This window comes from Rhodoblastus acidophilus, assembly GCF_900187365.1.
GTDB lineage: Bacteria > Pseudomonadota > Alphaproteobacteria > Rhizobiales > Beijerinckiaceae > Rhodoblastus > Rhodoblastus acidophilus.
The window spans coordinates 160094-183096 of record NZ_FYDG01000005.1; the positions used below are offsets into that span (position 1 = coordinate 160094).

The 23003-nt window shown below is 65.6% G+C and carries 19 protein-coding genes; 7 read left to right on the forward strand and 12 right to left on the reverse strand.

All coding sequences use genetic code 11. The features are described 5' to 3' along the window. Window positions 1-378: 378 nt before the first annotated feature. Window positions 379-2094, reverse strand: coding sequence for a SulP family inorganic anion transporter (locus CFB24_RS12410; RefSeq protein WP_088521021.1), 1716 nt, complete (start codon window positions 2092-2094; stop codon window positions 379-381). Window positions 2095-2252: 158 nt separating this feature from the next. Here CFB24_RS12410 and glk point away from each other — a divergent pair, with 158 nt between their 5' ends. After that, window positions 2253-3221, forward strand: a complete 969-nt coding sequence (gene glk, locus CFB24_RS12415) for a glucokinase (protein WP_244593160.1) — start codon at window positions 2253-2255, stop codon at window positions 3219-3221. Between the two features lie 53 nt (window positions 3222-3274). On the opposite strand, the gene ppa is transcribed toward glk, so the two are convergent. After that, complete coding sequence (gene ppa / locus CFB24_RS12420; RefSeq protein WP_088520928.1) at window positions 3275-3811, reverse strand: inorganic diphosphatase; 537 nt, start codon at window positions 3809-3811, stop codon at window positions 3275-3277. 73 nt (window positions 3812-3884) lie between these two features. Next, window positions 3885-4403, reverse strand: a complete 519-nt coding sequence (locus tag CFB24_RS12425) for a GNAT family N-acetyltransferase (RefSeq protein ID WP_088520929.1) — start codon at window positions 4401-4403, stop codon at window positions 3885-3887. A gap of 182 nt (window positions 4404-4585) precedes the next feature. Between CFB24_RS12425 and CFB24_RS12430 the strand changes: the two genes are divergently transcribed. From CFB24_RS12430 to gor, 5 genes are all read left to right on the forward strand, one after another. After that, window positions 4586-5065 (forward strand): hypothetical protein, encoded by a 480-nt coding sequence (locus tag CFB24_RS12430; RefSeq protein WP_088520930.1) that lies wholly within the window; start codon window positions 4586-4588, stop codon window positions 5063-5065. Between the two features lie 56 nt (window positions 5066-5121). Beyond that, window positions 5122-7014, forward strand: a complete 1893-nt coding sequence (locus CFB24_RS12435; RefSeq protein ID WP_088520931.1) for an ABCB family ABC transporter ATP-binding protein/permease — start codon at window positions 5122-5124, stop codon at window positions 7012-7014. 64 nt (window positions 7015-7078) lie between these two features. Next, a complete protein-coding gene (gene rpiA / locus CFB24_RS12440; protein ID WP_170068146.1) occupies window positions 7079-7792 on the forward strand; it encodes a ribose-5-phosphate isomerase RpiA in 714 nt (237 codons plus the stop codon). A gap of 3 nt (window positions 7793-7795) precedes the next feature. Next, complete coding sequence (locus CFB24_RS12445; protein WP_088520933.1) at window positions 7796-8281, forward strand: DUF2059 domain-containing protein; 486 nt, start codon at window positions 7796-7798, stop codon at window positions 8279-8281. Next, window positions 8282-9658 (forward strand): glutathione-disulfide reductase, encoded by a 1377-nt coding sequence (gene gor, locus CFB24_RS12450; protein ID WP_088520934.1) that lies wholly within the window; start codon window positions 8282-8284, stop codon window positions 9656-9658. It abuts the gene before it with no gap. On the opposite strand, the gene CFB24_RS12455 is transcribed toward gor, so the two are convergent. From CFB24_RS12455 to CFB24_RS12485, 7 genes are all read right to left on the reverse strand, one after another. After that, a complete protein-coding gene (locus CFB24_RS12455) occupies window positions 9655-10707 on the reverse strand; it encodes an NAD(P)-dependent alcohol dehydrogenase (RefSeq protein ID WP_088520935.1) in 1053 nt (350 codons plus the stop codon). The two genes, gor and CFB24_RS12455, sit on opposite strands and share 4 nt — an antisense overlap. Before the next feature lie 82 nt (window positions 10708-10789). Then, on the reverse strand, window positions 10790-12103 hold the full coding sequence (locus CFB24_RS12460) for an Nramp family divalent metal transporter (protein ID WP_088520936.1): 1314 nt from the start codon (window positions 12101-12103) through the stop codon (window positions 10790-10792). 144 nt (window positions 12104-12247) lie between these two features. Then, window positions 12248-13747, reverse strand: a complete 1500-nt coding sequence (locus CFB24_RS12465) for a phosphomannomutase/phosphoglucomutase (RefSeq protein WP_088520937.1) — start codon at window positions 13745-13747, stop codon at window positions 12248-12250. A gap of 24 nt (window positions 13748-13771) precedes the next feature. Beyond that, window positions 13772-15184 carry a mannose-1-phosphate guanylyltransferase/mannose-6-phosphate isomerase gene (locus CFB24_RS12470; RefSeq protein WP_088520938.1) on the reverse strand — a complete coding sequence of 471 codons (1413 nt, stop codon included), beginning with the start codon at window positions 15182-15184 and terminating at the stop codon, window positions 13772-13774. An 85-nt stretch (window positions 15185-15269) separates the two neighbouring features. Beyond that, window positions 15270-16346: a peptide chain release factor 1 gene (gene prfA, locus CFB24_RS12475; RefSeq protein WP_088520939.1), complete on the reverse strand. Its 1077-nt coding sequence runs from the start codon at window positions 16344-16346 to the stop codon at window positions 15270-15272. Between the two features lie 37 nt (window positions 16347-16383). Further along, complete coding sequence (gene ptsP, locus CFB24_RS12480) at window positions 16384-18648, reverse strand: phosphoenolpyruvate--protein phosphotransferase (RefSeq protein WP_088520940.1); 2265 nt, start codon at window positions 18646-18648, stop codon at window positions 16384-16386. Between the two features lie 180 nt (window positions 18649-18828). Continuing rightward, on the reverse strand, window positions 18829-20064 hold the full coding sequence (locus CFB24_RS12485) for an aspartate kinase (RefSeq protein WP_088521023.1): 1236 nt from the start codon (window positions 20062-20064) through the stop codon (window positions 18829-18831). Between the two features lie 109 nt (window positions 20065-20173). Here CFB24_RS12485 and ubiG point away from each other — a divergent pair, with 109 nt between their 5' ends. Beyond that, a complete protein-coding gene (gene ubiG, locus CFB24_RS12490) occupies window positions 20174-20935 on the forward strand; it encodes a bifunctional 2-polyprenyl-6-hydroxyphenol methylase/3-demethylubiquinol 3-O-methyltransferase UbiG (RefSeq protein WP_088521024.1) in 762 nt (253 codons plus the stop codon). A 138-nt stretch (window positions 20936-21073) separates the two neighbouring features. Here the strand turns inward: ubiG and CFB24_RS12495 are convergent, their stop codons facing one another. Together CFB24_RS12495 and atpD are read right to left on the reverse strand one after the other, a co-directional pair. Beyond that, a complete protein-coding gene (locus CFB24_RS12495) occupies window positions 21074-21475 on the reverse strand; it encodes a F0F1 ATP synthase subunit epsilon (protein WP_088520941.1) in 402 nt (133 codons plus the stop codon). A gap of 86 nt (window positions 21476-21561) precedes the next feature. Continuing rightward, complete coding sequence (atpD, locus tag CFB24_RS12500; RefSeq protein WP_088520942.1) at window positions 21562-23001, reverse strand: F0F1 ATP synthase subunit beta; 1440 nt, start codon at window positions 22999-23001, stop codon at window positions 21562-21564. Window positions 23002-23003: the final 2 nt, after the last annotated feature.

The window sequence follows — 23003 nt, forward strand, 5'->3', positions numbered from 1 at the left end:
GACGCTCGCGCGACGCAATCCGTCCCATCCCCCTGCGCCGCAGCCACAGCGCCCAAAAATTCGACCAGACGGAAATTTTCCGCCCACCCCTAATAAACCGATAAATTGCGCCCATGCTTTTTGCAATCAGGGGACTCGGGAAATAGGAGGGATCAGGGGCGAAAGGCAGCGGGTGTTGCTTTTATGCAATAGCTAAACCGGGGCGCGAGACCGGCATGTAACTATAGTCGAACCGTTGCGACAACATAATGCGGCGCCGCATCTGAATTTATTCATAAAAATGTCATGCTATGCCACGAATCACGTCTTGAAGGTAAAGTTCTTCTCCGGTCCGGGGCGACGCAAAGCGCGGCCGGGACGCTCGAGCCTCTCACGCCGTCATGGCGCCGCGTCTCCCGGCGCCTTGCCCTCGCCGTGATCGACCGCGTCCCGTTCCGCGGAGCCGGCCAGTTGACGCAAGGCCTCGTCAACGCTGTGAAAAATACGCCTTTGGCCGCCGCCGTCATGGCGGGCCAGCGCCTCCATCACGCCGGAGGCGCGCAGCGCGGCCTCGGCGCGCACGGATTCGAGCCGGGCGATGGCGAAATCGCAGCCGCGCGCATGGCACTCGTCGATCGCCAGGGCGAGCGCCCGCGCGGCTGTATAGTCAATGGAGACGATGGCGGCGGCTTCCAGCACGATCAGCCGCGTCGGAGGCCGCCCCGCGACCTCCAGCAATTGCGCGCGGAACTGGTCGGCGTTCAGAAAGGACAGCGGCGCCTGGAACCCGACCACGGCCACGCCCGCCAGGGTTTCGCCCGCGCTGACGAGGCCGCGGGGCCACCACACGGTTTCGCCCGGCAGACGCTCGAAAATCCGCAGGTCGGCGCGGGTCGTGGCCCAGGCGCCATTGATCAGCGACAGGATGATCGCCAGGGCCACGCCGATTTGCGCCGGAAGCAGCGTCATCGCCGCCGCCGTCGCCGGAATCAGCAGAAATTCGGCCGGCGAGCGGTGGAAAATGTCGCGCATCGCCTCAAGGCGGATCAGACGCCCGGCGATATAGAACAGAATGGCGGCCAGCGCCGCTTCGGGCACATGGCGCAGCGCCGGTTCCCCAAAGGCGGCGACCAGCGCCGTGACGGCGGCGGCCGTAAGCCCCGCCCATTGGCTGCGGCCGCCGCTTTCCGCGACGATCGCCGTGCGCGGCGGGCTGGCGTTGACGGGAAAGGCGCCGATCAGCCCGGCGAGCACGCTGCCGGCGCCCAGGCCAATGAAATCGCGGTCGATTCCGTTGCTCTCGCCCTCCTCCGCATAGGCGCGGCTCACGGCGGCGCCCTGCGTCATGACAAGCAAAGTGAGGAGAACCGCGAGGCCCGCGACGCGCGAAAGATCGTCGAGGCTGACGGCGCCGATCGGCTGAACCGGCGCGATGGCGGAGAACGGGCCGATCACCGGCAGGCCGCGCGCCTCCAGGCCGAAGCCGACGGAAACGGCGGCGGCGCCGGTCATGGCGAGCAAGGGCGCGACGCCCTTCGGCCCGCATTTCTCCATGGCCAGAATGGCCGCGAGCGCGCCCAGGCCGATCAGCGCGGAATCCGGCCGGATGTCGGCGAGATGGCTGAAAACCGCGACGCCAGAGGGAAGGCCGAGCAGAGCCGGCGTCTGCGACAGCACGATATGGACGGCGACGCCGGCGAGAAAGCCGGTCATCACCGGAATCGACAACAGGTTCGCCACCCATCCGGCCCGGAACAGGCCGGCGGCGATCATCATCGCCCCGACGAACAGCGCCAGCAGGACCGCCAGCGCGGCATATTGCGCCGACCCAGCCGCCGCCACCGTCGCCAGCGAAGCCGCGAAGATCGGCGTGATCGTGGAATCCGCGCCCACGGACATCCGGCGGCTGGCGCCGAACAGGGCGAAGCCCAGCGCGCCCGCGATAAACGCCAGGAACCCGATCGAGGGCGCGAAGCCGCCCATGCGGGCCGTGGCCATTTGCTCGGGCGCGGCGATGGCGGCGAGGGTCAGTCCCGCCAGCAGATCGGCGCGCCACGACCGGGCGCCGCCGCGCAAAGCAACAAATGACCGCCCGCTCGCCTGTGTGCCGCTCATGCGCGCCTCCGTCGGGCCAATCTGTCCGATGGCGCGCGCGAAGGAAAGAGCCGGCCGTCTGGCGCGCGTTTTGCCCGCGGCGCGGAAGAATGTTCGTCGGGGGCGTCCATCGCCGGCGATTTGCGTTAGCATGACGTCAGCCCAAGGGAGGATTTTGCGTGATCGCCAACGGTCCCAACCAAGAGATCATCGCCGTCGCCGATATTGGCGGCACCCACGCCCGCTTCGCGCTGGCGCGGGTCGGACGCGACATCCGGCCGGAACTCGGCGAGCCCATGGTGTTGCGAACGGCGGATTATCCCGATCTCGGCGCGGCCTTTGGCGCCTTCGTCGCGAAGCTCGACGTGCGGCCGCGGCGCGGCAGCTTCGCCCTCGCCTGCCCGATTCGCGGCGAAAAGCTGAAATTCACCAACAATCCCTGGACGCTGCGCCCGGCGAGTCTCGCCGGGGAGATCGGCCTCGACGAGGTGCGCCTGCTCAACGATTTCGGCGCCGTCGGCCATGCCGCCGCCAAGGCCGATCCGCGCGATTTCACCCATATTTGCGGGCCGAACCGCCCGCCGCCGCACGCTGGCGTGAGTTCGATCCTGGGTCCGGGCACCGGCCTCGGCGTCGCCCAGCTGATCCGCGACGGCGACGCTTACCGGGTGGTCGAAACCGAGGGCGGCCACATCGACTTCGCCCCGCATGACGCCTTTGAAGATGGGCTGCTGGCGCGGCTGCGCGAAAAATTCGGCCGCGTCTCGATCGAGCGCGTGCTGTCGGGGCCGGGCCTCGCCGAAATCTTTTCGGCCATGCCGGGCGCCCCCGCGCAGCGGCCGGCCGATCCGGCGCTGTGGGCGGCGGCCATTTCCGGCGCCGACGAAATCGCGCGCGCCGCCTTGCAGAAATTCTGCCTCTGCCTCGGCGCCGTCGCGGGCGACCTCGCGCTGGTCCATGGCGCCGAAGCCGTCATCCTCGCCGGGGGGCTGGCGCCGCGCTTCGCGCCCATGCTGACCGCGTTCGGATTCGCCGACAGGTTTCGCGCCAAAGGGCGGTATCGCGAGACGATGAGCAACATTCCCGTCTGGATGATCACCCATCCGCAACCCGGGCTGTTCGGGGCCGCCGCCGCCTTCACGCCATGAAAAAGGGCGCGGCCGTTCGCGCCGCGCCCTTACATCAAGTCAGACGGCTGACTTTACTTCTTTTCGGTCTTGGCGCGATCGACGGCTTCGAGAATGATGCGGCGCGCCTCGTCGGCGTCGCCCCAGCCGGCGAACTTGACCCACTTGCCGGGTTCCAGATCCTTGTAGTGGGTGAAGAAATGCTCGATCTGCTTCCAGGTGATCTCCGGCAGATCGGTGTAATTCTTCACCCGCTCGTAGCGCTTGGTGAGCTTGGGGCTGGGCACGGCGAGGATTTTCTCGTCGCCGCCGGCCTCGTCGGTCATCTTCAGCACGCCGATCGGGCGGACATTGATGACGGCGCCGGGAATGAGCGGGCGGGTGTTGGCGACCAGCACGTCGCAGGGGTCGCCGTCCTCGGACAAGGTGTGCGGAATGAAGCCGTAATTGCCGGGGTAGCGCATGGGCGTATAGAGGAAGCGGTCCACCATCAGCGCGCCCGACGGCTTGTCCATTTCATATTTGATCGGCTCCCCGCCAATCGGAACTTCGATCACGACATTGACGTCTTCCGGGGGATTTCTGCCGATGCTAATGGCGTCGAGACGCATGGGACTCTCCGATATTTATCCTGAGCCCCTGTTTAGTCATTCACTCGACGATCGCAACCGGAACTTTACGCTACTACCCGCAAGGGCTCTCGAACCCGAAGGCGACGCGTCCGAGCCGCAGGCCGGCGAAAAGTTCGCTCGCGCGGCGAATCTCCCGACCGCCAAGCCTGCGATAAAAATCGAGCGCGCGGGCATTGTCCGCCAGCGACCACACCAGCGTCCGGTCGAGCCCATTGACGGCGAGATCCTGACGGCCAGCCAGAAACAGCCGCCGGCCAAAGCCAAGCCCTTGATATTCGGGGGCGAGATAAAGCTCGAAAATTTCGCCGTCATAGTCCAGCGACGGCGCCCGGTTGCGCCCGTAGGAAACATAGCCGCCGACTCGCCCGTGCATGGACAGAACCAGCAGACGGCTGCCCTGCAAAACGGCGCGCCGCCACCACGTCGGGCCGCGCCGGGCGATCAGCCGCTCCAGCTCCTCTCCCGGGATCACGCCACGATAGGCCTCGCGCCACGCCGCGTCATGGACGGCGGCGATGTGATCCGCATCGCCGGGGATTGCGCGTCTGATCGTTATGAGCGCCTGCGACATGATAAGGATGTTACGACCAAGCGCCGGAGGCTGGCAAGCCGGTTCGGCGCGAAACCCTCATTGCGCGCGCGCCAACCGGCGGCTCGCCGAGGAATCAACGAAAGCTTAGACGCAGGTCATGTTGCGGAGCAGATTTTTCCGTAAAATGGCCAAAATCGCCCTTCTCACGAGTTTGTCTTCGCATGCCCAAAAAGATTAAGGCGCAAGCGCCCAAAGCCGGCGCGGCCTCCAGCGTATCTCCTCTCGGCAAACAGAAGAAGCGCCGCTCCGGCAAATTGACCCTCGCCCTTTCGTTGGCGCGCGCGCGAAAACTCGCCGGCGACCTCTATCAGGCGGCCGGCCTGCGCCTGTGGGCGGAGGCGATCGAGGCCGCCGCGCCCGAGACCCGCGAGGAGCTGACCCAGTTGCAGGACGCGATCTGCGACGCCGGAGACCTGTTGAAACAGGCGAAATCCAGCAACGCCCACCATCTCGCCGTGTTCATGGTCGCCTGTTTCGACCGCAAGGGTCTGCCGTCGACGACGCCGCAATTCATCACCGCCGCCAGCGAGGACGAGGCGCTGGCGATCTGGAAGTCCGCCTTCAACGGCGATTTCGGTCGGCGCAAGCCCCGGGCGAAACGCGTGCCCGAGCGAGGCGAAGCGGCGGGATTGCACGTCTGAAGCTTGCCGCCGCCCCCCTGGCTCCTATATCCAGGCAGAAACAAACTGGTGCCGCCTTGAACGAACATGATTCCGGTCGCGGGCCGGACCGTCTGTGGTCCGTGCTTCGAGAGCTTACGCCCTATGTCTGGCCCAACGGGCGCGGCGACCTCAAAATCCGTATTTTCATCTCTTTCATCTTGCTGATTCTGGCCAAGCTGGCGACCATCGCCATGCCTTACGCCTTCAAATGGGCGACGGACGCGCTGACCGAACTGGCCAAGGGCGCCCCGCCCGCGACGGAGATTTTCGCCGGCCCGATCGCGCTCACTTTCCTTTATGGCGGGCTGCGCATCGCCATGGCCGGCTTCACCCAGGCGCGCGACGCGCTGTTCGCCGAAGTCGCGATGAATGCGGTGCGGCGGCTGGCGCTCGACGTGTTCGTGCATCTTCACGCCCTGCCGCTGCGCTTCCATCTCGAACGCAAGACCGGCGCCCTCACCCGCGTGCTGGAGCGCGGCCGCAACGCCATCGAAACGCTGACCCGCATGGTGATGCTGACCGGCGTTCCCACGATTTTCGAACTGGCGCTGGTGTTCGGCGTGCTGCTGTTCCAGTTCGACGCGCGCTACGCCGCCATCGTCCTCGTCACCATCGTCGCCTATCTCGCCTATACGTTCGTGGCCACCAACTGGCGCATTTCGATCCGCCGCTCGATGAACGAGAGCGATTCCGACGCCAACGCCAAGGCCATCGACTCGCTGCTCAATTACGAGACGGTCAAATATTTCGGCGCCGAAAAGCGCGAAGCGGCGCGCTACGACCGCACCATGGCCCGCTACGAGCGCAACAGCGTCAAGAGCTACATCTCGCTCAACGTGCTGAATTTCGGCCAGACGCTGATCTTCACCCTCGGCATGGCCACCCTGATGGCGCTGTGCGTGTCGGGCATCCAGCAGGGCCGCAACAGCGTCGGCGATTTCGTGCTGCTCAACGCCATGATGATCCAGCTTTACCAGCCGCTCAACTTCATGGGCATGGTCTATCGCGAGATCAAGCAGGCGCTGATCGACATTTCCATGATGTTCGACATTCTGAAACAGCCGAACGAGATCGCCGAGGCGCCGGATGCGCCCGCCCTGGTCGTGCGCGCGGGATCGCTGCGGTTCGACGACGTGCATTTCGCCTATGACCCGGCGCGCCCGATCCTGCGCGGCCTGAGTTTTGAGGCGCCCGCCGGCAAGACGCTGGCGCTCGTCGGCCCCTCCGGCGCCGGCAAATCCACGATCTCCCGGCTGATCTTCCGGTTTTACCAGCCGCAGCGGGGCCGCATCCTCATCGACGGGCAGGACATTTCCAAAGTCTCGCTCGAATCCTTGCGCGCCTGTCTCGGCATGGCGGCGCAGGACAATGTGCTGTTCAACGACACCATCCGCTACAACATCCTCTACGGCCGCCCCGAAGCGAGCGAGGAGGAGATGCGCGCCGCCGCCGCCCTGGCGCGGATCGACAAATTCGTCGAGCTGGCGCCCGGCGGCTATGAGGCCCAGGTCGGCGAGCGCGGCCTAAAACTGTCGGGCGGGGAGAAGCAGCGCGTCGCCATCGCCCGCACCCTGCTGAAGAACCCGTCCATTCTCGTGCTCGACGAAGCCACCAGCGCGCTCGACACGCTGACCGAGCGCGAAATCCAGGAGACGCTGGAGGATCTGCCGCGCAAGGGCGCCACCATCGTCATCGCCCACCGCCTGTCCACCATCGTCAAGGCCGACGAAATCCTGGTGATCGACCAGGGGGCCATTGTCGAGCGCGGCGACCACGCGACCCTGCTGGCGCAGGGCGGCGTCTATGCGGCGCTGTGGAACCGCCAGCGCGCGGAACAGCAGGCGGCGGCCCACGCCGAGTTGGAGACGGAGACGCCGCGCGAAAAGAAGGGCGACGACGAACTGCTGTTCGGCGCCTCGGAGCTGTGAGCCGCCCGATTGCCTTTCCCGGCGCGAGCCTTTAGGCCTAGTTTCAAAATTGGAGGTTCGCGCCTTGTCCCTTTCTCCCGTCGAACAATTGAAACGATTGGCCGCCGAGCGCGCCGCCGCCCTGGTGAAGCCGGGCATGAAGCTCGGCCTCGGCACCGGCTCCACCGCCGCCCATTTCGTCGATTGCGTCGGCGAAAAGGTCCGCGACGGACTCGATGTGGTCTGCGTGCCCACGTCCGAACGCACCCGCCTGCAGGCGCAGGGTTGGAACATCAAGCTGTCGACGCTCGACGAGACTCCGGAGCTCGACCTCACCGTGGACGGCGCCGACGAATTCGATCCGGCGCTGCGACTGGTCAAGGGCGGCGGCGGCGCGCTTTTACGCGAAAAGATTGTGGCTTCGTCGTCAAAACGCATGGTGGTGATCACCGACGCCTCGAAAGAGGTGAAGTTGCTCGGCAAGTTCAAGCTGCCGGTCGAAGCCGACCTGTTCGGCCTCACCGCGACCGCCCGCAAAATCGAGGCCGCGGCCAAGGCGACCGGCTGCGCCGGCCCGATCGTGCTGCGCAAGACGGCGGACGGCGGGCGTTTCCTCACCGATGGCGGCAACGCCATTTTCGATTGCGATTTCGGCGTCATTCCCGACGCCGACGGACTCGCTTTGGCCCTCAACGCCATTCCCGGCGTGGTCGAGCACGGGCTGTTCATCGGTCTGGCCACGGCCGTGATCATCGCCGACGCTGCGGGGATTCGCGTGTTGGGCGATCTCTCGGCCTGACCCATGCGCCCCCTGTTCGCCGCGCTGCTGGCGCTCGCGCTCGCCCTCCCTGTCCACGCCGAAGACGCGGCGCCTGAAGCGGATTCGCTGCGGCTGGCGCGGTTGGTGGTCGAAAGCTCCGGCCTCGCGCGCTCGTTCCGCGCGCTGACCGACGCCATGCGCGCCGACATGGCGCGCGGCGCCACAACCCGCCCGGAACTCGCCAAGGATCTGCAGACGGCTTTGTCCGAAATGCAGCCGGATTTCGACGCCGAGACCGATGCGATGACGACGCGGGCCGCCGCGCTCTACGCGCAAAAACTGTCGCGGCGCGAACTCGCCGATTGCGCCGTGTTCTTCGGCGGCGCGTCGGGCAAGGCCTATGTGGCGGCGCAACCGGCGCTGCTGGGCGATCTCGGTCTGGCGGTGTCGCAATGGCGCGGCGCGGCTTCGGTCAGCCTGATGACCCGATTGCGCGAAAAGCTGCGCGCCAAAGGCAAGGATTTCTAGATGACTGGATATGACGTCGATCTGTTCGTCATCGGCGCCGGCTCGGGCGGCGTGCGCGCCGCGCGCATCGCCGCCAACCATGGCGCCAAGGTGATGGTGGCCGAGGAATTCCGCATTGGCGGAACCTGCGTCATTCGCGGCTGCGTGCCGAAAAAACTCTATGTCTACGCCTCGCGCTTCGCCGGCGATTTCGCTGCGGCCGAAAGCTTTGGCTGGCGCCTGCCGGGCAAGCCGGAATTCGACTGGCGCAAGCTGGTCGCCGCCAAGGAAGCCGAGATTACCCGCTTGTCCGGGCTCTATGCGGCCAATCTCGCCAAATCCAGCGTGGAGATCGTTCAGGAGCGCGCGGAGGTCGCCGGGCCGAACGAAATCCGGCTGGTCGGTTCCGGCCGCCGCCTGACCGCCCGGCATATTCTGGTGGCGACCGGCGGCGCGCCGCAGATGCACCCGGAAATTCCGGGAATCGAACACGCCATCTCCTCCAACGAGGTGTTCGACCTGCCGGATTTCCCGCAAAAACTCGTCATTGTCGGCAGCGGCTATATCGCGGTGGAATTCGCCAGCATTTTCGCCCGCCTCGGCGCGGACGTGACGCTGCTGTTCCGCGCCGACCGCATTTTGCGCGGCTTTGACGATTTTATGCGCGAGGGTTTGAGCGAAGAACTGACGGCGGCGGGCGTGCGGCAATTGGCCGGCGTGCTGCCGACGGCGATCGAAAAGACCGCCAAGGGCTTGGGCGTGAAATTGTCCAACGGCGAGGGGCTTGTCGCCGACCAGGTTCTGGTGGCCACGGGACGCGCGCCCCACACAGCCGGACTCGGGCTGGAACAGGCCGGCGTCGAACTGGAGTGGAACGGCGCGATCCGCGTCAATGACGAAAGCGCCACCAATGTACCCTCGATCCACGCCGTCGGGGACGTCACCCATCGCATCAACCTGACCCCGGTGGCGATCCGCGAAGGCCATCTGCTGGCGGACCGGCTATTCGGCGGCGGCGTGCAGAGCGTCGATTACGCGTTCATTCCGACCGCCGTGTTCACCACGCCGGAAATCGGCACGGTCGGCCTGACCGAAGCCGAGGCGCGGGAAAAATACGCCATTGTCGATATTTACCAGACGGCGTTCCGGCCGATGAAGGCGACCATTTCCGGCGGCGCGGGGCGCACCCGCATGAAAATCGTGGTCGATGGCGACAGCGACCGCGTGCTCGGCGTCCACATTTTGGGCGAGGACGCCGGCGAAATGGCGCAGACCCTGGCGATTTCGCTGCGTCTCGGCGCGAAAAAAGCCGATTTCGACGCGACCATGGCGCTGCATCCCTCCGCGGCCGAAGAGTTGGTCACCCTGCGGACGCGGAGCGCGCGCTACACCCGTTAAGCGGCCAGCGACGCCATATCGATGACGAAGCGATATTTGACGTCGCTTTTCGTCATGCGCTGGTAGGCGTCGTTGATGTCCTGCATCCGGATCGTCTCGATATCGGCGTGGATGCCGTGCTTGCCGCAGAAATCGAGCATTTCCTGGGTTTCGCGGATGCCGCCGATGATCGAGCCGGCCACCGAGCGCCGGCCGAACACCAGCGGCACCGTGCTGAGCGCATCCTTGCCCTGCCCGACGAAGCCGACGAGAACCAGCGTTCCGTCCAGCGCCAGCGTCGGCAGATAGGGGTTGACGTCGTGGTCGTTGGGCACGGTGTCGATGATCAGATCGAACCTGTTGGCCACAGCCTTCATCTGCGCGGGATCGGTGGACAGAACCACCTGTTCCGCGCCGAGGCGGCGGGCGTCGGCCTCCTTGCCGGGCGAGCGGGTGAACAGCGTCGCCTCGGCTCCAAGCGCCTTGGCGAGCTTCAGCGCCATATGGCCGAGACCGCCCAAGCCGATCACCCCGACGCGGCTGCCCGGCCCGACCTTCCAATGCCGCAGCGGCGACCAGGTGGTGACGCCCGCGCACAGCAGCGGCGCGGCGCCGGCGAGATCGAGCGTTTCCGGCACGCGCACCACGAATTTTTCGGTCACCACGATCTTTTCGGAATAGCCGCCATAGGTCGGCGACCCGTCATGCCGGTCGCGGGCGGCATAGGTGTAAACGGGAAGCGATTCGCAATATTGCTCCAGCCCCTTGGCGCAGGGGTCGCAGGCCTGGCACGAGTCGACCATGCAGCCGACGCCGACGCGGTCGCCGACCTTGAAGCGCACCGCTTTCGGCCCGACCGCCGAGACGATTCCGATGATCTCGTGGCCGGGCACGAGCGGATAGAACGCGATGCCCCAGTCGTCGTCGATCTGGTGCAGGTCGGAATGGCAGACGCCGCAATATTTGATGTCGATCTGCACGTCGTCGGCGCGCAGGGCGCGGCGGGCGAATCGCCACGGACCCAGCGGCTGCTTGCGGCCCTGGGCGGCGAAGCCGAGTATATCGGTCATGGATGCTCCTCAGTCGCGCCGCCGGCCCCTCTTGGGGACCGGCTTGGGGACCGGCGGCTTCGGCCTGAGACTAAAGCAAAATTCAGCTGGGGAATCCGGGAATTTCGCAACCCAGGGCTTGCGCGATCAGCACCCCGTTCAAGACCAGGACCGCCGCCGCCGCCACGCCGGCGCCCCATTGCAGCGCCCGGTTGTTGACGAACGGCCCCATCAGCGCGCGCCGTCCGGTGAACAGCAGCAGCGCGATCATCGGCGCCGGCAGCGCCACGCTCAACACCACCTGGCTCAACACCAGCGAATGCGTGGCGTCCGCCCCCAGCCAGACCACGATGAAGGCGGGAATCATGGTGATCAGCCGGCGCAGCAGCACGGGAATGCGGAAGCCGACAAAGCCCTGCATCACCATCTGCCCGGCCATGGTCCCGACCGTCGAGGACGACAGGCCCGAGGCGATCAGCGACAGCAGGAAAACGCTGGCCGCCGCGCCGCCCAGCAAAGGCGTCAACGTCTTGTAGGCGGTCTCGATCTCCGCGACATCGCTGGCGCCGGCGTGAAAGGCGGCGGCGGCGACCGCCACCATGGCCATGTTGACGAAGCCGGCAAACGCCAGGGCGATGAAGGTTTCGCGGTTGGAGAAGCGGATCAGCGTGCGCTTCTCCTCAACGCCGTTGGAGGGCGTGCGGTTTTGCGTCAGGCCGGAATGCAGGAACAGGGCGTGCGGCATCACGGTGGCGCCGATGATCCCGACCGCCAGCGTCAGCGCGCCGGCGTCCGCCAGATGCGGCGTGGTCAGGCCCGCGCCCACGCCCGCCCAATGGATCGGGGCGACGAACAGTTCGGCGATATAGGACAGGCCGATGATCGCCACCAGCAGGCCGATCGCCAGCTCCAGCGGGCGGAAGCCGAAACGCTCCAGCGACAGCAGACCGTAGGACAATATGGCGGTGATGGCCATGCCGACCATCAGCGGCACGTTGAGCAGCAGGGAAAAGCCGATGGCGCCGCCCAGAAACTCGGCGAGATCGGTGGCCATGGCCGCGATTTCGCTGACGCCCCACAGCAGCCAGACCACGGGCTTGGGAAACTGGTCGCGGCACATCTCCGCGAGATTCTTGCCCGTGACAATGCCGAGCTTGGCCGACAGGGCCTGGAACACCATGGCCACGACATTGGCCAGCAGCACCACCCAGAGCAGGCCATAGCCATATTTGGCGCCGGCCTGGATGTTGGTGGCGAAATTGCCGGGATCCATATAGGCGATGGAGGCGATCACCGCGGGACCGGCGAAGGCGAAAGCGGCGCGCCAGCCCTTGCGCTCGCCGTCGAGCACGGCGCGCGCCGTCGCCCGGGATTGGTCGGTCAGCAACTGAGGATTGGTGAGGACTCGCGTGTTCATGGCTGATCCAAATGGACTGGCTGTAGGCACGCTGAGATAATGCACAAACAGGACTGTTCGACGCAAGCAAACAATACACGATTTTGTGATCGCTTTTTTCGATAAGTCGGACGAAAGAAAACCCGGATCGCTCCGGGTTTCCGCTCAGATCGTCTGATTATAGGCGCCGACTTCGGGATTCTCGCGCAAGATGGCGTCCACCGCCTTGAACATGGCGTAAAGATTGTCCTGCGAAGCCGGGCTTTCGATCACCACCACCAGTTCCGGCTTGTTGGAGGAGGCGCGCACCAGCCCCCAGGTGCCATCCTCGACGGTGACGCGCACGCCGTTGACGGTGACCAGGCTTTCGATGCGCTGGCCGATCAGCTTTTCGCCGTCGGCGTGCATGGCCTCGAACCGCGCGGTCACCCTGTCCACCACGCCATATTTCACCTCGTCGGCGCAATGCGGCGACATGGTGGGCGAGCCCCAGGTTTTCGGCAGGTCGGCGTAGAGATCGGCCATGCTCTTGTCGGGATTGCGGTCGAGCATTTCCAGCACATGCACGGCGGTCAGCAGACCGTCGTCATAGCCGCGCCCGACCGGCGCGTTGAAGAAGAAATGGCCGGATTTCTCAAAGCCGGCCAAAGCCTGCAAATCGTTGACGCGGCGCTTGATGTAGCTGTGGCCGGTCTTCCAGTAATCGGTCTTGACGCCATGCGCTTTTAACACGGGATCGCTGGCGAACAGGCCGGTGGACTTCACATCGACCACAAAGGTGGCGCCGCGATGCTGCTTGGACAGGTCGCGCGCCAGCATGACGCCGACCTTATCGGCGAAAATCTCGTCGCCGTGGTTGTCGACCACGCCGCAGCGGTCGCCATCGCCATCGAAGCCAAGCCCGACATCGGCGCCGGTCTCGCGCACCTTGGCGGCCATGGCGTGCAGCATTTCCATATCTTCGGGATTGGGATTGTAGCGCGGAAACGTGTAGTCCGGCGTCACGTCGAGCGGGACCACCTCACAGCCGAGGCGCTCCAGCAATTGCGGGGCGAAGGCGCCGGCGGTGCCATTGCCGCAGGCCGCGACCACCTTGAGCTTGCGGGTCAGTTTTTTGCCGGACGCGAGATCGTCGAGATAGGTCCGGCCGAAATTCTCGACATATTGGTAGGAGCCGCCCGAGCGCGTCTCGAACCGGCCCGACAGCACGATGTCGCGCAGCCGCCCCATCTCGTCGGGGCCGAAGGTGACCGGACGCTGCGCGCCCATCTTCACCCCGGTCCAGCCATTGTCATTGTGCGAGGCCGTGACCATGGCGACGGCGGGGCAATCCAGCGCGAATTGGGCGAAATAAGCCATCGGAGACAGCGCCAGCCCGATGTCCACCACTTCGACGCCGCCCGACATCAGGCCGCAAATCAACGCCTGCTTGATCGAGGACGAATAGGAGCGGAAATCGTGCCCGGTGGCGAGGCGCGGCTTGACGCCCATTTCATGCAGCAGCGTGGCGAGGCCGAGCCCCAGCGCCTGCACGCCCATCAGGTTCAGCTCCTTGCCGAACAGCCAGCGCGCGTCATATTCGCGGAAGCCGGTCGGCTTCACGAGGGGCAGGCGCTCATATTCGAACGTGTTGGGCTCAAGGACGGCGACGGGCTTGGGCAGCATTTCGGCCTCGCAATTTTTGGCGCGTCAGGCGCGGTGATAGACGTCCTCGATGCGGACGATGTCGTCCTCGCCGAGATAGGAGCCGGTCTGCACCTCGATCAACTCCAGGTCGATCTTGCCGGGATTGACCAGACGGTGAACGCTGCCGATCGGCAGGTAGATCGACTCGTTCTCATGCACCATCACGGTCTCGGCGTCGCGGGTGACCTCCGCCGCGCCGCGCACCACGATCCAATGTTCGGCGCGATGAAAATGCTTTTGCAGCGACAGCTTGTGGCCGGGCTTGACCACGATGCGCTTGACCTGATGCCGTTCGCCGCCGTCGATGGACTGGTAATAGCCCCAGGGACGATAGACGCGGCGATGCTCCCGCGCCTCCTTGCGCTTGCGGCGCTTCAGCTCATCGACCAGATCCTTGACCTTGTCGCCATATTGCGCGCCGACCACCAGAACGGCGTCGTCGGTCGCGACCACGATCACATCATTCACGCCGAGCACGGCGGTGAGGGTGTCGTCGGCGCGGATGTAGCAATTCTCGCCGCCGACCACCACGCCATGGCCGCGAATGGCGTTGCCGTGATCGTCCTTGTCGGACAGTTCCCACACCGCCTGCCAGGTGCCGACGTCCGACCAGCCGATGTCGGCGGGAATGACGGCGGCGTGCGAGGTGCGCTCCATTACGGCATAGTCGATCGAGGTCTTCGGCGCCTTGGCGAAAGCCTCCTTGTCGAGCGCGAGGAAGCCGAGATCGGTCTTGGCCCTGGCGAAGGCCTCGGCGGCGGCGGCGGCGATTTCCGGCTCGAAGGCGGCGAGTTCGTCGCGCATCACATCGGCGCGGAAGAAGAAATTGCCGGAATTCCAGAGATAGCCCTGCTCGATATATTTCTGCGCGGTGGCGGCGTCGGGCTTTTCGACGAAAGCCTCGACCTTGGCGACGCCGGCGGCGGCGACCGCCACGGCGCCGGGGCGGATGTAGCCATAGCCGGTGGCCGGCCCGGTGGGCGCGATGCCGAGCGTGACGATATGGCCGAGCGCCGCCGCCTCCGCCGCTTTCAGGCACAGGGCCTGGAACGCGTCGACCTTCTGCACCGCATGGTCGGCGGCGAAGACCGCGACCACGGCGTCGGGCGCGCGCGCCGCCGCGATTTCACAGGCGATGGCCACGGCGGCGGCGGAATCGCGCCGCTCGGGCTCCAGCACGATCTGGCCCGAGATCCCGACCTGCGCCATCTGCTCCTCGACGAGGAAGCGGTAGTCGTGGTTGGTGACGATCACCGGCGCGTCGAACGCCTCGGCGTTCAGGCGCAGCAACGTATTCTGGAAGGTCGAGCGCTCGCCGAGCAGGGCGATGAACTGCTTGGGCATGGTCTCGCGCGACGCCGGCCAGACGCGCGTGCCAGCGCCGCCACACATGATCACGGGAATGACTTTTTTCATAACGCCCTCGACGTCGGCTCGACTGATTAAGAATAGCTTTACGATATGACGCGCACAAGTTGACGGGAACCACGCGCGGCGCGGCTCACGCCTGCTCGCTTTCCGCCAGCAGACGCGCCTGATGATCGGCGATCAGCGGATCGAGAATTTCGTCCAGCGCCTCGCCCTCCATCACCTTGTCGATCTTGTAGAGCGTGAGATTGATCCGGTGATCGCTGACGCGCCCTTGCGGGAAGTTATAGGTGCGAATTCTTTCGGAACGGTCGCCGGACCCGACCTGCGCCTTGCGGTCGGCGGCGCGCGCGGAGTCGAGCCGGTGGCGCTCGAGATCATAGAGCCGCGAACGCAGCACTTCCATGGCTTTGGCCTTGTTGCGGTGCTGCGAACGCTCCTCCTGCATCATCACCACCAGACCGCTGGGAATGTGCGTGATGCGGATCGCCGATTCCGTCTTGTTGACGTGCTGGCCGCCAGCGCCCTGTGCGCGCATGGTATCGATGCGCAGGTCGCCGTCGTCGATGGCGAGATCGACCTCCTGGGCTTCGGGGAGAACGGCGACGGTCGCGGCGGAGGTGTGGATGCGCCCCTGCGTTTCGGTCGCGGGCACGCGCTGGACGCGATGGGCGCCGCTTTCGAATTTCAGCCGGGCGAACACGCCCTTGCCCTGCACCTGCGCGATGATTTCCTTGTAGCCGCCGGCGGTTCCCTCGCTGGCGGACAGAAGCTCCAGCTTCCAGCCATGCAGCGCCGCATATTTCTGATACATGCGGAACAGGTCGCCGGCGAACAGCGCGGCCTCGTCGCCGCCGGTGCCCGCGCGGATTTCGAGAATGGCGCCCTTCTCGTCCGCCGCATCGCGCGGCAACAGCGAAAGGCGCAACGCAAGCTCCGCCTGCGCGAGCTTTTCGCGGACCAGCGGCAACTCGTCCTCCGCCAGGGCCTGCATGTCCGAATCGGCGGAGGGATCGCCGCGCAGACTTTCGAGATCGGCGCATTCGGCCAACAGGGCGCGATAGGCGCGAATCGATTCGGCGACCGGCTCAAGTTCGGCGAGTTCGCGCGACAACGTCGAAAACGCGCCGGCCTCCACGCCCTCCGCGAGCCGATGCGCGATTTCCTCGTGACGACGCAGAATGATGTCGAGTTTGTCAGCAGGCAGCATTTTTGACTTTGCAATGGAAAGGGCGCGGGGACGATCGCTAGAGCGGAACGCAATGCGCCTCGGCGAACGCCTGCAGCTCTTGCCGGATCGAGACGGAATGATCCAGTCTTTCGATCATCGGCGTCAAGACCGCGCGCAGGGCGGAGAGATCGACCGAGCGCAGCGCCGCCTTGACCGGGCCGATGGCCGAAGGCGTCATCGACAGGCCGCGGAAGCCGATGGCCGCCAGCGCCAGCGCCTCCAGCGGCTTGCCGCCCATTTCGCCGCACAGGGTCACCGGCGTCCCATAGCGGGCCGCGGCATCGACGATCGATTTGAGCGCGCGCAGGTTGGGCGCCGACAAGTCGTCGAAGCGCGCCGACACCCGCTTGTTGTCGCGATCGGCGGCGAACAGATATTGAGTGAGGTCGTTGGAGCCGACCGAAAGGAAATCCGCCAGCTGGCAAATCTCGTCGAGCTGCCACAACAGCGAGGGCACTTCGACCATCACGCCGAGCTTCAATTCGCTGGGGGTCGCGTAGCCATGGCTGCGCAGAAACTCCTCCTCGCGCAGGCAAATGTCGCGGGCGGCGACGAATTCGCCGATCTTGGCCACCATGGGGAACATGATGCGCAAGCCGCGTCCCTCGGCGGCCCGCAGCATCGCACGCAACTGCATGCGCAGCAGGCCGGGACGGTCAAGGCCGATGCGGATGGCGCGCCAGCCGAGCGCCGGATTCTCCTCCTCCATCTTGGTCATGTAGGGCAGGACCTTGTCCGACCCGATGTCCAGCGTGCGGAAGGTCACGGGCAGATCGCCGACGGCGTCCAGCACTTTTCGATAGAGCGTATATTGCTGCGACTGGCGCGGAAAACTCGGCGCCACCATGAATTGCAATTCGGTGCGGAACAGGCCGATGGACTGCGCCCCGACCTCGCTGGCGTGCTGGCAATCGATCAGCAGGCCCGCGTTCATATGCAGGCCGATCTCGACGCCGTCGCGCGTCAGCGCCGGCATGTCGCGCAGCTTGTGATATTGCTCGCGCCGGCGGGCGCGCAGCCGCGCCTTCTCGCCATAGGCCGTCTCGACATCCGCCGGCGGCCGCAATTGCACGTCGCCCGAGCCGCCATCGACAATGATGGCGTCGCCGGTCTCGACCAGATCCGTCACATTCGGCACGTCGCCGACGGCGGGAATGCCCAGGGCGCGCGCGATAATGGCGACATGGCTGGTCGGGCCGCCATCCTCCAGCACGAGGCCGCGCAGGTTGGACCGCTCGTAATCGAGCAGCGCCGCCGGGCCCATGTTGCGGGCGACCAGAATGGCGTTGTCGGGCAAGGCGCCGCCGTGCGGCGGGGCCACGCCGGTGAGTTGCTGCAGCAGGCGATTGGCGAGATCGTCGAGATCGTGCAGCCGCTCGCGCAGATAGGGATCGGTCTGGCGCTGCAATTTGGCGCGGGCGTCGTTCTGCACCCGCTCCACCGCCGCCTCGGCCGTCAGGCCGGACTCCAGCGCCTCGCGCAGCCGCCGCATCCAGCCGCGATCGTTGGCGAACATGCGCACGGTTTCCAGTACGTCGCGATGCTCGCCGGCGCCATAGCGGTCGCCGCGCGCGATCAGCATGTCGATCTGCTCGCGCATCGCCTGGATCGCGCAGTCGAGCCGGGCGCTTTCCGCCTCGGGATTCTCGGCCACCAGCTGCTTGACGATGATGCGCGGCTCATGCAGCACGACATGGCCGAGGCCGACGCCGTCCGAAAGCGGCGACCCCGTCAGCGCCATCGGTTTTTGCAGGCTCAGGCTCTGGCCGGGCGCCGCCAGCGATTGCAATTCGCCGGAGGCGATCATCTCGGCCAGCAGCATGGCCGTGGTCTGCAGCGCCTCGACTTCCTCCTCGGAATAGGTTCTGCGCGCCCGATTCTGCACGACCAGCACGCCAAGCGTGTTGCCGCCGCGCAGGATCGGCACGCCGAGGAAGCTCTGATAGATTTCCTCGCCCGTTTCCGGGCGGTAGCTGAAAGCGGGATGCGCCTGGGCGTCGGCGAGCGCCAGCGGCTCGGCCTTTTCCGCGATCAGGCCGACGAGGCCCTCGCCGGTGGTCATGGTGGTGAGGTGGACCGCCTCGCGGTTCAGACCCTCGGTGGCGTAAAGCTCGAGTTTGGCGTCCGAACGCTGCACGTAAACCGAGCAGACCTCGGCCACCATATTGGCGGCGATGTGAATGACGATACGGTCGAGACGCGCCTGCGCGCTCACCGGCTCCGCCATGACTTCGCGAAGCCGGCGCAGTAGCAGACGAGGTCCGCCCAAACCGCCGCGCATAATGTCGTCCCGTCCTCGAACACGCAGGAAGCGTGTTGCTCGTTACCTTCCTACCGCAAATCCGTCCGCGCCGACCGGCGAGGGCTGTTCGGCCGCTGGCGGATTTATCCAAGGCGATTCGTGCGCCGCCTTTCCGCCACCAATAAGGATGCAAGGACCGGACCGCAAGGTCCGGTTGCTTCAGCCCTTATCGAGACCGTAGAGCGAATGGAGCGTGCGCACGGCCAATTCCGTGTATGCGGCGTCGATCAACACGGAAAATTTGATCTCCGACGTGGTGATCGCGCGAATATTGATCTTCTTTTCCGCCAGCGCGCGGAAGGCGGCGGCGGCGATGCCGGCATGGCTGCGCATTCCCACGCCAATGGCCGAAATTTTCACCACATCGCCCGACGATTGCAGCGTGGTGTAGCCGATCTCGCCCTTCGCCTTTTCCAAAATAGCGCGGGCGCGCTCGAATTCGGCGGCCGGGACGGTGAAGGTGATGTCGGTGTGGGCCGCATCGTCGGACACGACCTGGATGATCATGTCCACATTGATATTGGCTTCGGCGAGCGGCTGGAAGATCGCCGCGGCGACGCCGGGCTTGTCGGCGACCTTGCGCAAGGTGAGCTGCGCCTCGTCCTTGGAGAAGGCGATTCCAGTCACGACCGGCTGTTCCAAAATATCCTCCTCGTCGCAAATCAGCGTGCCCAGCTTCGGGTTCTCGGGATCGTCGAACGACGACCGCACATAAGTTCTCACGCCGTGGACCATGGCCATTTCGACCGAGCGCACCTGCAGCACCTTGGCGCCGAGCGACGCCATTTCCAGCATTTCCTCGAACGCCACCTTGTCGAGCCGCCGCGCTTTCGGCACCACGCGCGGATCGGTGGTGTAAACGCCGTCGACGTCGGTATAGATATCGCAGCGTTCCGCCTGAATGGCGGCGGCCACCGCGACCGCGCTGGTGTCGGACCCGCCCCGCCCCAGCGTCGCGATGCGGCCGGTGGCGGGATCGACGCCCTGGAAGCCGGCGATCACCGCGACTTCCTTGCGCGAAAACCCTTCGATCAGCCGCGCGCCGTCGATCCGGGCGATGCGCGCGGAGCCGTGGGCGTCGTCGGTTTCGATCGGAATCTGCCAGCCCTGCCAGGACCGGGCGGGAATGCCCATCTCCTGCAGCACGATCGCGAGCAGCCCGGAGGTCACCTGTTCGCCCGAGGCGACCACGGCGTCATATTCGCGCGGGTCGTACTGCCTGTGCGACTCATTGACCCAGCCGACCAGTTCATTGGTCTTGCCGGACATCGCGGAGACCACGACGGCGACGTCGAAGCCGGCCTCGATCTCCCGTTTGACGTGGCGCGCCACATTTCGGATACGTTCGATATTGGCGACCGACGTGCCGCCGAACTTCATGACCAGACGCGCCATAATGACCTGATAGAATCGCTTCAGCTCTCGCTCCGCTCGCGCGGGGCGGCTATACATGAAGGCGCGCTTGACGCCTGTCAATCTTCGCGTCCGTTTAATTGAGTGGGAAATGTCCGAGAATCGCTCCGCCAGCACTGATCCCGAAGAACTCGCCCGCTTCGCCCGACTCGGCGATCTCTGGTGGGACCTGAACGGACCGCAAGCCGCCCTGCACAAATTCAATCCCACGCGGGTCAACTACCTGCGCAATTTGCTCTGCGCCCATTTCCCCGACGGCGACAAACCGCGGTCGCGCGCCACTGAGCAGCCGCTCGCCGGCCTGCGCATCGTCGATCTTGGCTGCGGCGGCGGCCTGCTGGCGGAGCCGCTGGCCAGGCTCGGCGCCCAAGTGACCGCCATCGACCCGGCCGAGGAGAACATTCTCGCCGCGCGCCGCCATGCGGATCTGCGCGGACTGACGATTGATTATCGGTCGGTCACCGTCGAAGCGCTGGCGCAGGCCGGCGAGTCGTTCGACGCCGTGCTCGCCATGGAGGTGCTGGAGCATGTCGCGGATGTGAACAGTTTTTTGGCCGCCGGCGCGTCGCTGGTCCGTCCCGGCGGATTGTTCGTCGGCGCGACCTTGAACCGCACGCTGAAAAGCTATGCGCTGGCGATCGTCGGCGCCGAATATCTGCTGCGCTGGGTCGAGCCGGGCACGCACGACTGGACAAAATTCCTGCGGCCGGGCGAGCTCACGCGCCCGCTGCAACGGGCCGGGCTGAAGGAAATCGACCGCTCGGGAATGGTCTATAATCCGCTGCTGGATCAGTGGCGGCTGTCGGGCGACACCGACGTCAACTACATGATCGCGTTTGAGCGGCCGGCATAAAAAAGCGGCTCACGAAAGCGTTTTCGAGCGAAGTGGAGCCCGGTTCGCGTAAAGCAAACGCGTTACAACAAAAAGAGAAAGCCCCTTCGTTGACCGAACGGGCTTTCTCCGCTTTTTTCTTTTGGATCAAGCCGAGATTCAGGCGGCGACAGCCGACTTCAACTCGTTGAGCTGGTCGATCTTCGCCGCGGCCGTCTTCTTGGCCTCTTCCGTCTTGGCGTCGGCCAGATCTTCTTCGGCGTTCTTGATTTCCTGAGCCAGCTGGGCGGCGTCGAATTCCGCCAGCGGCTTGGAATATTCGGCGAGAATGGTCAAGCCGCCGCTCGCCACATCGGCGAACCCGCCGCGCACGAACAGCTTGGTCTTCTTGTTGGCGGTCTCGTCGATCTCGACGACGCCGGCCTTGAGCACGGCCATCGCCGGCGCATGATCCTTCATGACCGTAAACAGGCCTTCGGCGCCGGGCACGACCACGGCCTCGACGTCACCCGAATACAGCAGCTTTTCGGGGGAGACGAGTTCGAAGTGAAATGTCGCCATAAAACTCTCCAGAACCGGGCGTTTCACCCGTCTCGGCGCGGATTGAACCGGCCCGGCGATGATCCGCCGGGCCGAATTTTAGAAAATCAGGCGGCCTGCGCGGCCAGCTTCTGAGCCTTCTCGACCGCTTCGTCGATCGAGCCGACCATGTAGAAAGCGGCTTCCGGCAGGTGGTCGTAATCGCCGTTCACCAGGCCCTTGAAGCCCTTGATCGTGTCGGCGAGCGACACCAGCTTGCCGGGCGAACCGGTGAACACTTCCGCGACGTGGAACGGCTGCGACAGGAAGCGCTCGATCTTACGGGCGCGCGCCACCACCAGCTTGTCCTCTTCGGACAGTTCGTCCATGCCGAGAATCGCGATGATGTCCTGCAGCGACTTGTAGCGCTGCAGCGTGGACTGCACCTTACGGGCGACGTCGTAGTGCTCCTCGCCGACGATGGCCGGCGACAGCATGCGCGAGGTCGAGTCGAGCGGATCCACCGCCGGGTAGATGCCCTTTTCCGCGATCGAGCGCGACAACACGGTGGTCGCGTCCAAGTGGGCGAAGGAGGTGGCGGGCGCCGGGTCGGTCAAGTCGTCGGCCGGGACGTAAATCGCCTGCACCGAGGTGATCGAGCCCTTGGTGGTGGTGGTGATGCGTTCCTGCAGCGCACCCATGTCGGTGGCGAGGGTCGGCTGATAGCCCACCGCCGAGGGAATGCGGCCGAGCAGCGCGGACACTTCCGAGCCCGCCTGGGTGAAGCGGAAGATGTTGTCGACGAAGAACAGCACGTCCTGGCCCTTGTCGCGGAAGTCTTCCGCCACGGTCAGGCCGGTCAGCGCGACGCGGGCGCGGGCTCCCGGAGGCTCGTTCATCTGGCCGTACACGAGGGCGCACTTGGAGCCGACGGTCGAACCGTTGTTTTCCTTCGGGTTCTTGTTGACGCCGCCCTCGATCATTTCGTGATAGAGGTCGTTGCCTTCGCGGGTGCGCTCGCCGACGCCGGCGAACACCGAATAACCGCCGTGAGCCTTGGCGATGTTGTTGATCAGCTCCATGATCAGAACGGTCTTGCCGACGCCCGCGCCGCCGAACAGGCCGATCTTGCCGCCCTTGGCGTAGGGCGCGAGCAGATCGACGACCTTGATGCCGGTTTCGAGGATCTGCGCGTCGGTGGCCTGCTCCGCATAGGACGGCGCCGGCTGGTGAATGGCGCGCTTGCCGGCGGTCACGACCGGGCCGGCTTCGTCAACCGGCTCGCCGATGACGTTGATGATGCGGCCGAGGCATTCCTCGCCGACCGGCACCGTGATCGGCGCGCCGGTGTCCCTCACCTCCTGGCCGCGCACCAAACCTTCGGACACGTCCATGGCGATGCAGCGCACGGAGCTTTCGCCGAGGTGCTGGGCCACTTCGAGAACGAGGCGGTTGCCGTTGTTGCTGGTTTCGAGCGCGTTCAGGATTTCCGGCAGATGACCGTCGAACTTCACGTCGACGACGGCGCCGATGACCTGGGTGACGCGGCCCTTGGACAGGTTAGCCATTT

Coding starts and splice junctions, on each gene's coding strand:
- CFB24_RS12425 (WP_088520929.1), bottom strand. CDS start 4,403: ATGTCGCAGGCGCTCATAACGATCAGACGCGCAATCCCCGGCGATGCG.
- atpD (WP_088520942.1), bottom strand. CDS start 23,001: ATGGCTAACCTGTCCAAGGGCCGCGTCACCCAGGTCATCGGCGCCGTC.
- prfA (WP_088520939.1), bottom strand. CDS start 16,346: ATGCTGCCTGCTGACAAACTCGACATCATTCTGCGTCGTCACGAGGAA.
- ptsP (WP_088520940.1), bottom strand. CDS start 18,648: ATGCGCGGCGGTTTGGGCGGACCTCGTCTGCTACTGCGCCGGCTTCGC.
- CFB24_RS12470 (WP_088520938.1), bottom strand. CDS start 15,184: ATGAAAAAAGTCATTCCCGTGATCATGTGTGGCGGCGCTGGCACGCGC.
- gor (WP_088520934.1), top strand. CDS start 8,282: ATGACTGGATATGACGTCGATCTGTTCGTCATCGGCGCCGGCTCGGGC.
- CFB24_RS12445 (WP_088520933.1), top strand. CDS start 7,796: ATGCGCCCCCTGTTCGCCGCGCTGCTGGCGCTCGCGCTCGCCCTCCCT.
- CFB24_RS12485 (WP_088521023.1), bottom strand. CDS start 20,064: ATGGCGCGTCTGGTCATGAAGTTCGGCGGCACGTCGGTCGCCAATATC.
- CFB24_RS12495 (WP_088520941.1), bottom strand. CDS start 21,475: ATGGCGACATTTCACTTCGAACTCGTCTCCCCCGAAAAGCTGCTGTAT.
- CFB24_RS12410 (WP_088521021.1), bottom strand. CDS start 2,094: ATGAGCGGCACACAGGCGAGCGGGCGGTCATTTGTTGCTTTGCGCGGC.
- CFB24_RS12430 (WP_088520930.1), top strand. CDS start 4,586: ATGCCCAAAAAGATTAAGGCGCAAGCGCCCAAAGCCGGCGCGGCCTCC.
- CFB24_RS12460 (WP_088520936.1), bottom strand. CDS start 12,103: ATGAACACGCGAGTCCTCACCAATCCTCAGTTGCTGACCGACCAATCC.
- ubiG (WP_088521024.1), top strand. CDS start 20,174: ATGTCCGAGAATCGCTCCGCCAGCACTGATCCCGAAGAACTCGCCCGC.
- CFB24_RS12455 (WP_088520935.1), bottom strand. CDS start 10,707: ATGACCGATATACTCGGCTTCGCCGCCCAGGGCCGCAAGCAGCCGCTG.
- ppa (WP_088520928.1), bottom strand. CDS start 3,811: ATGCGTCTCGACGCCATTAGCATCGGCAGAAATCCCCCGGAAGACGTC.
- CFB24_RS12465 (WP_088520937.1), bottom strand. CDS start 13,747: ATGCTGCCCAAGCCCGTCGCCGTCCTTGAGCCCAACACGTTCGAATAT.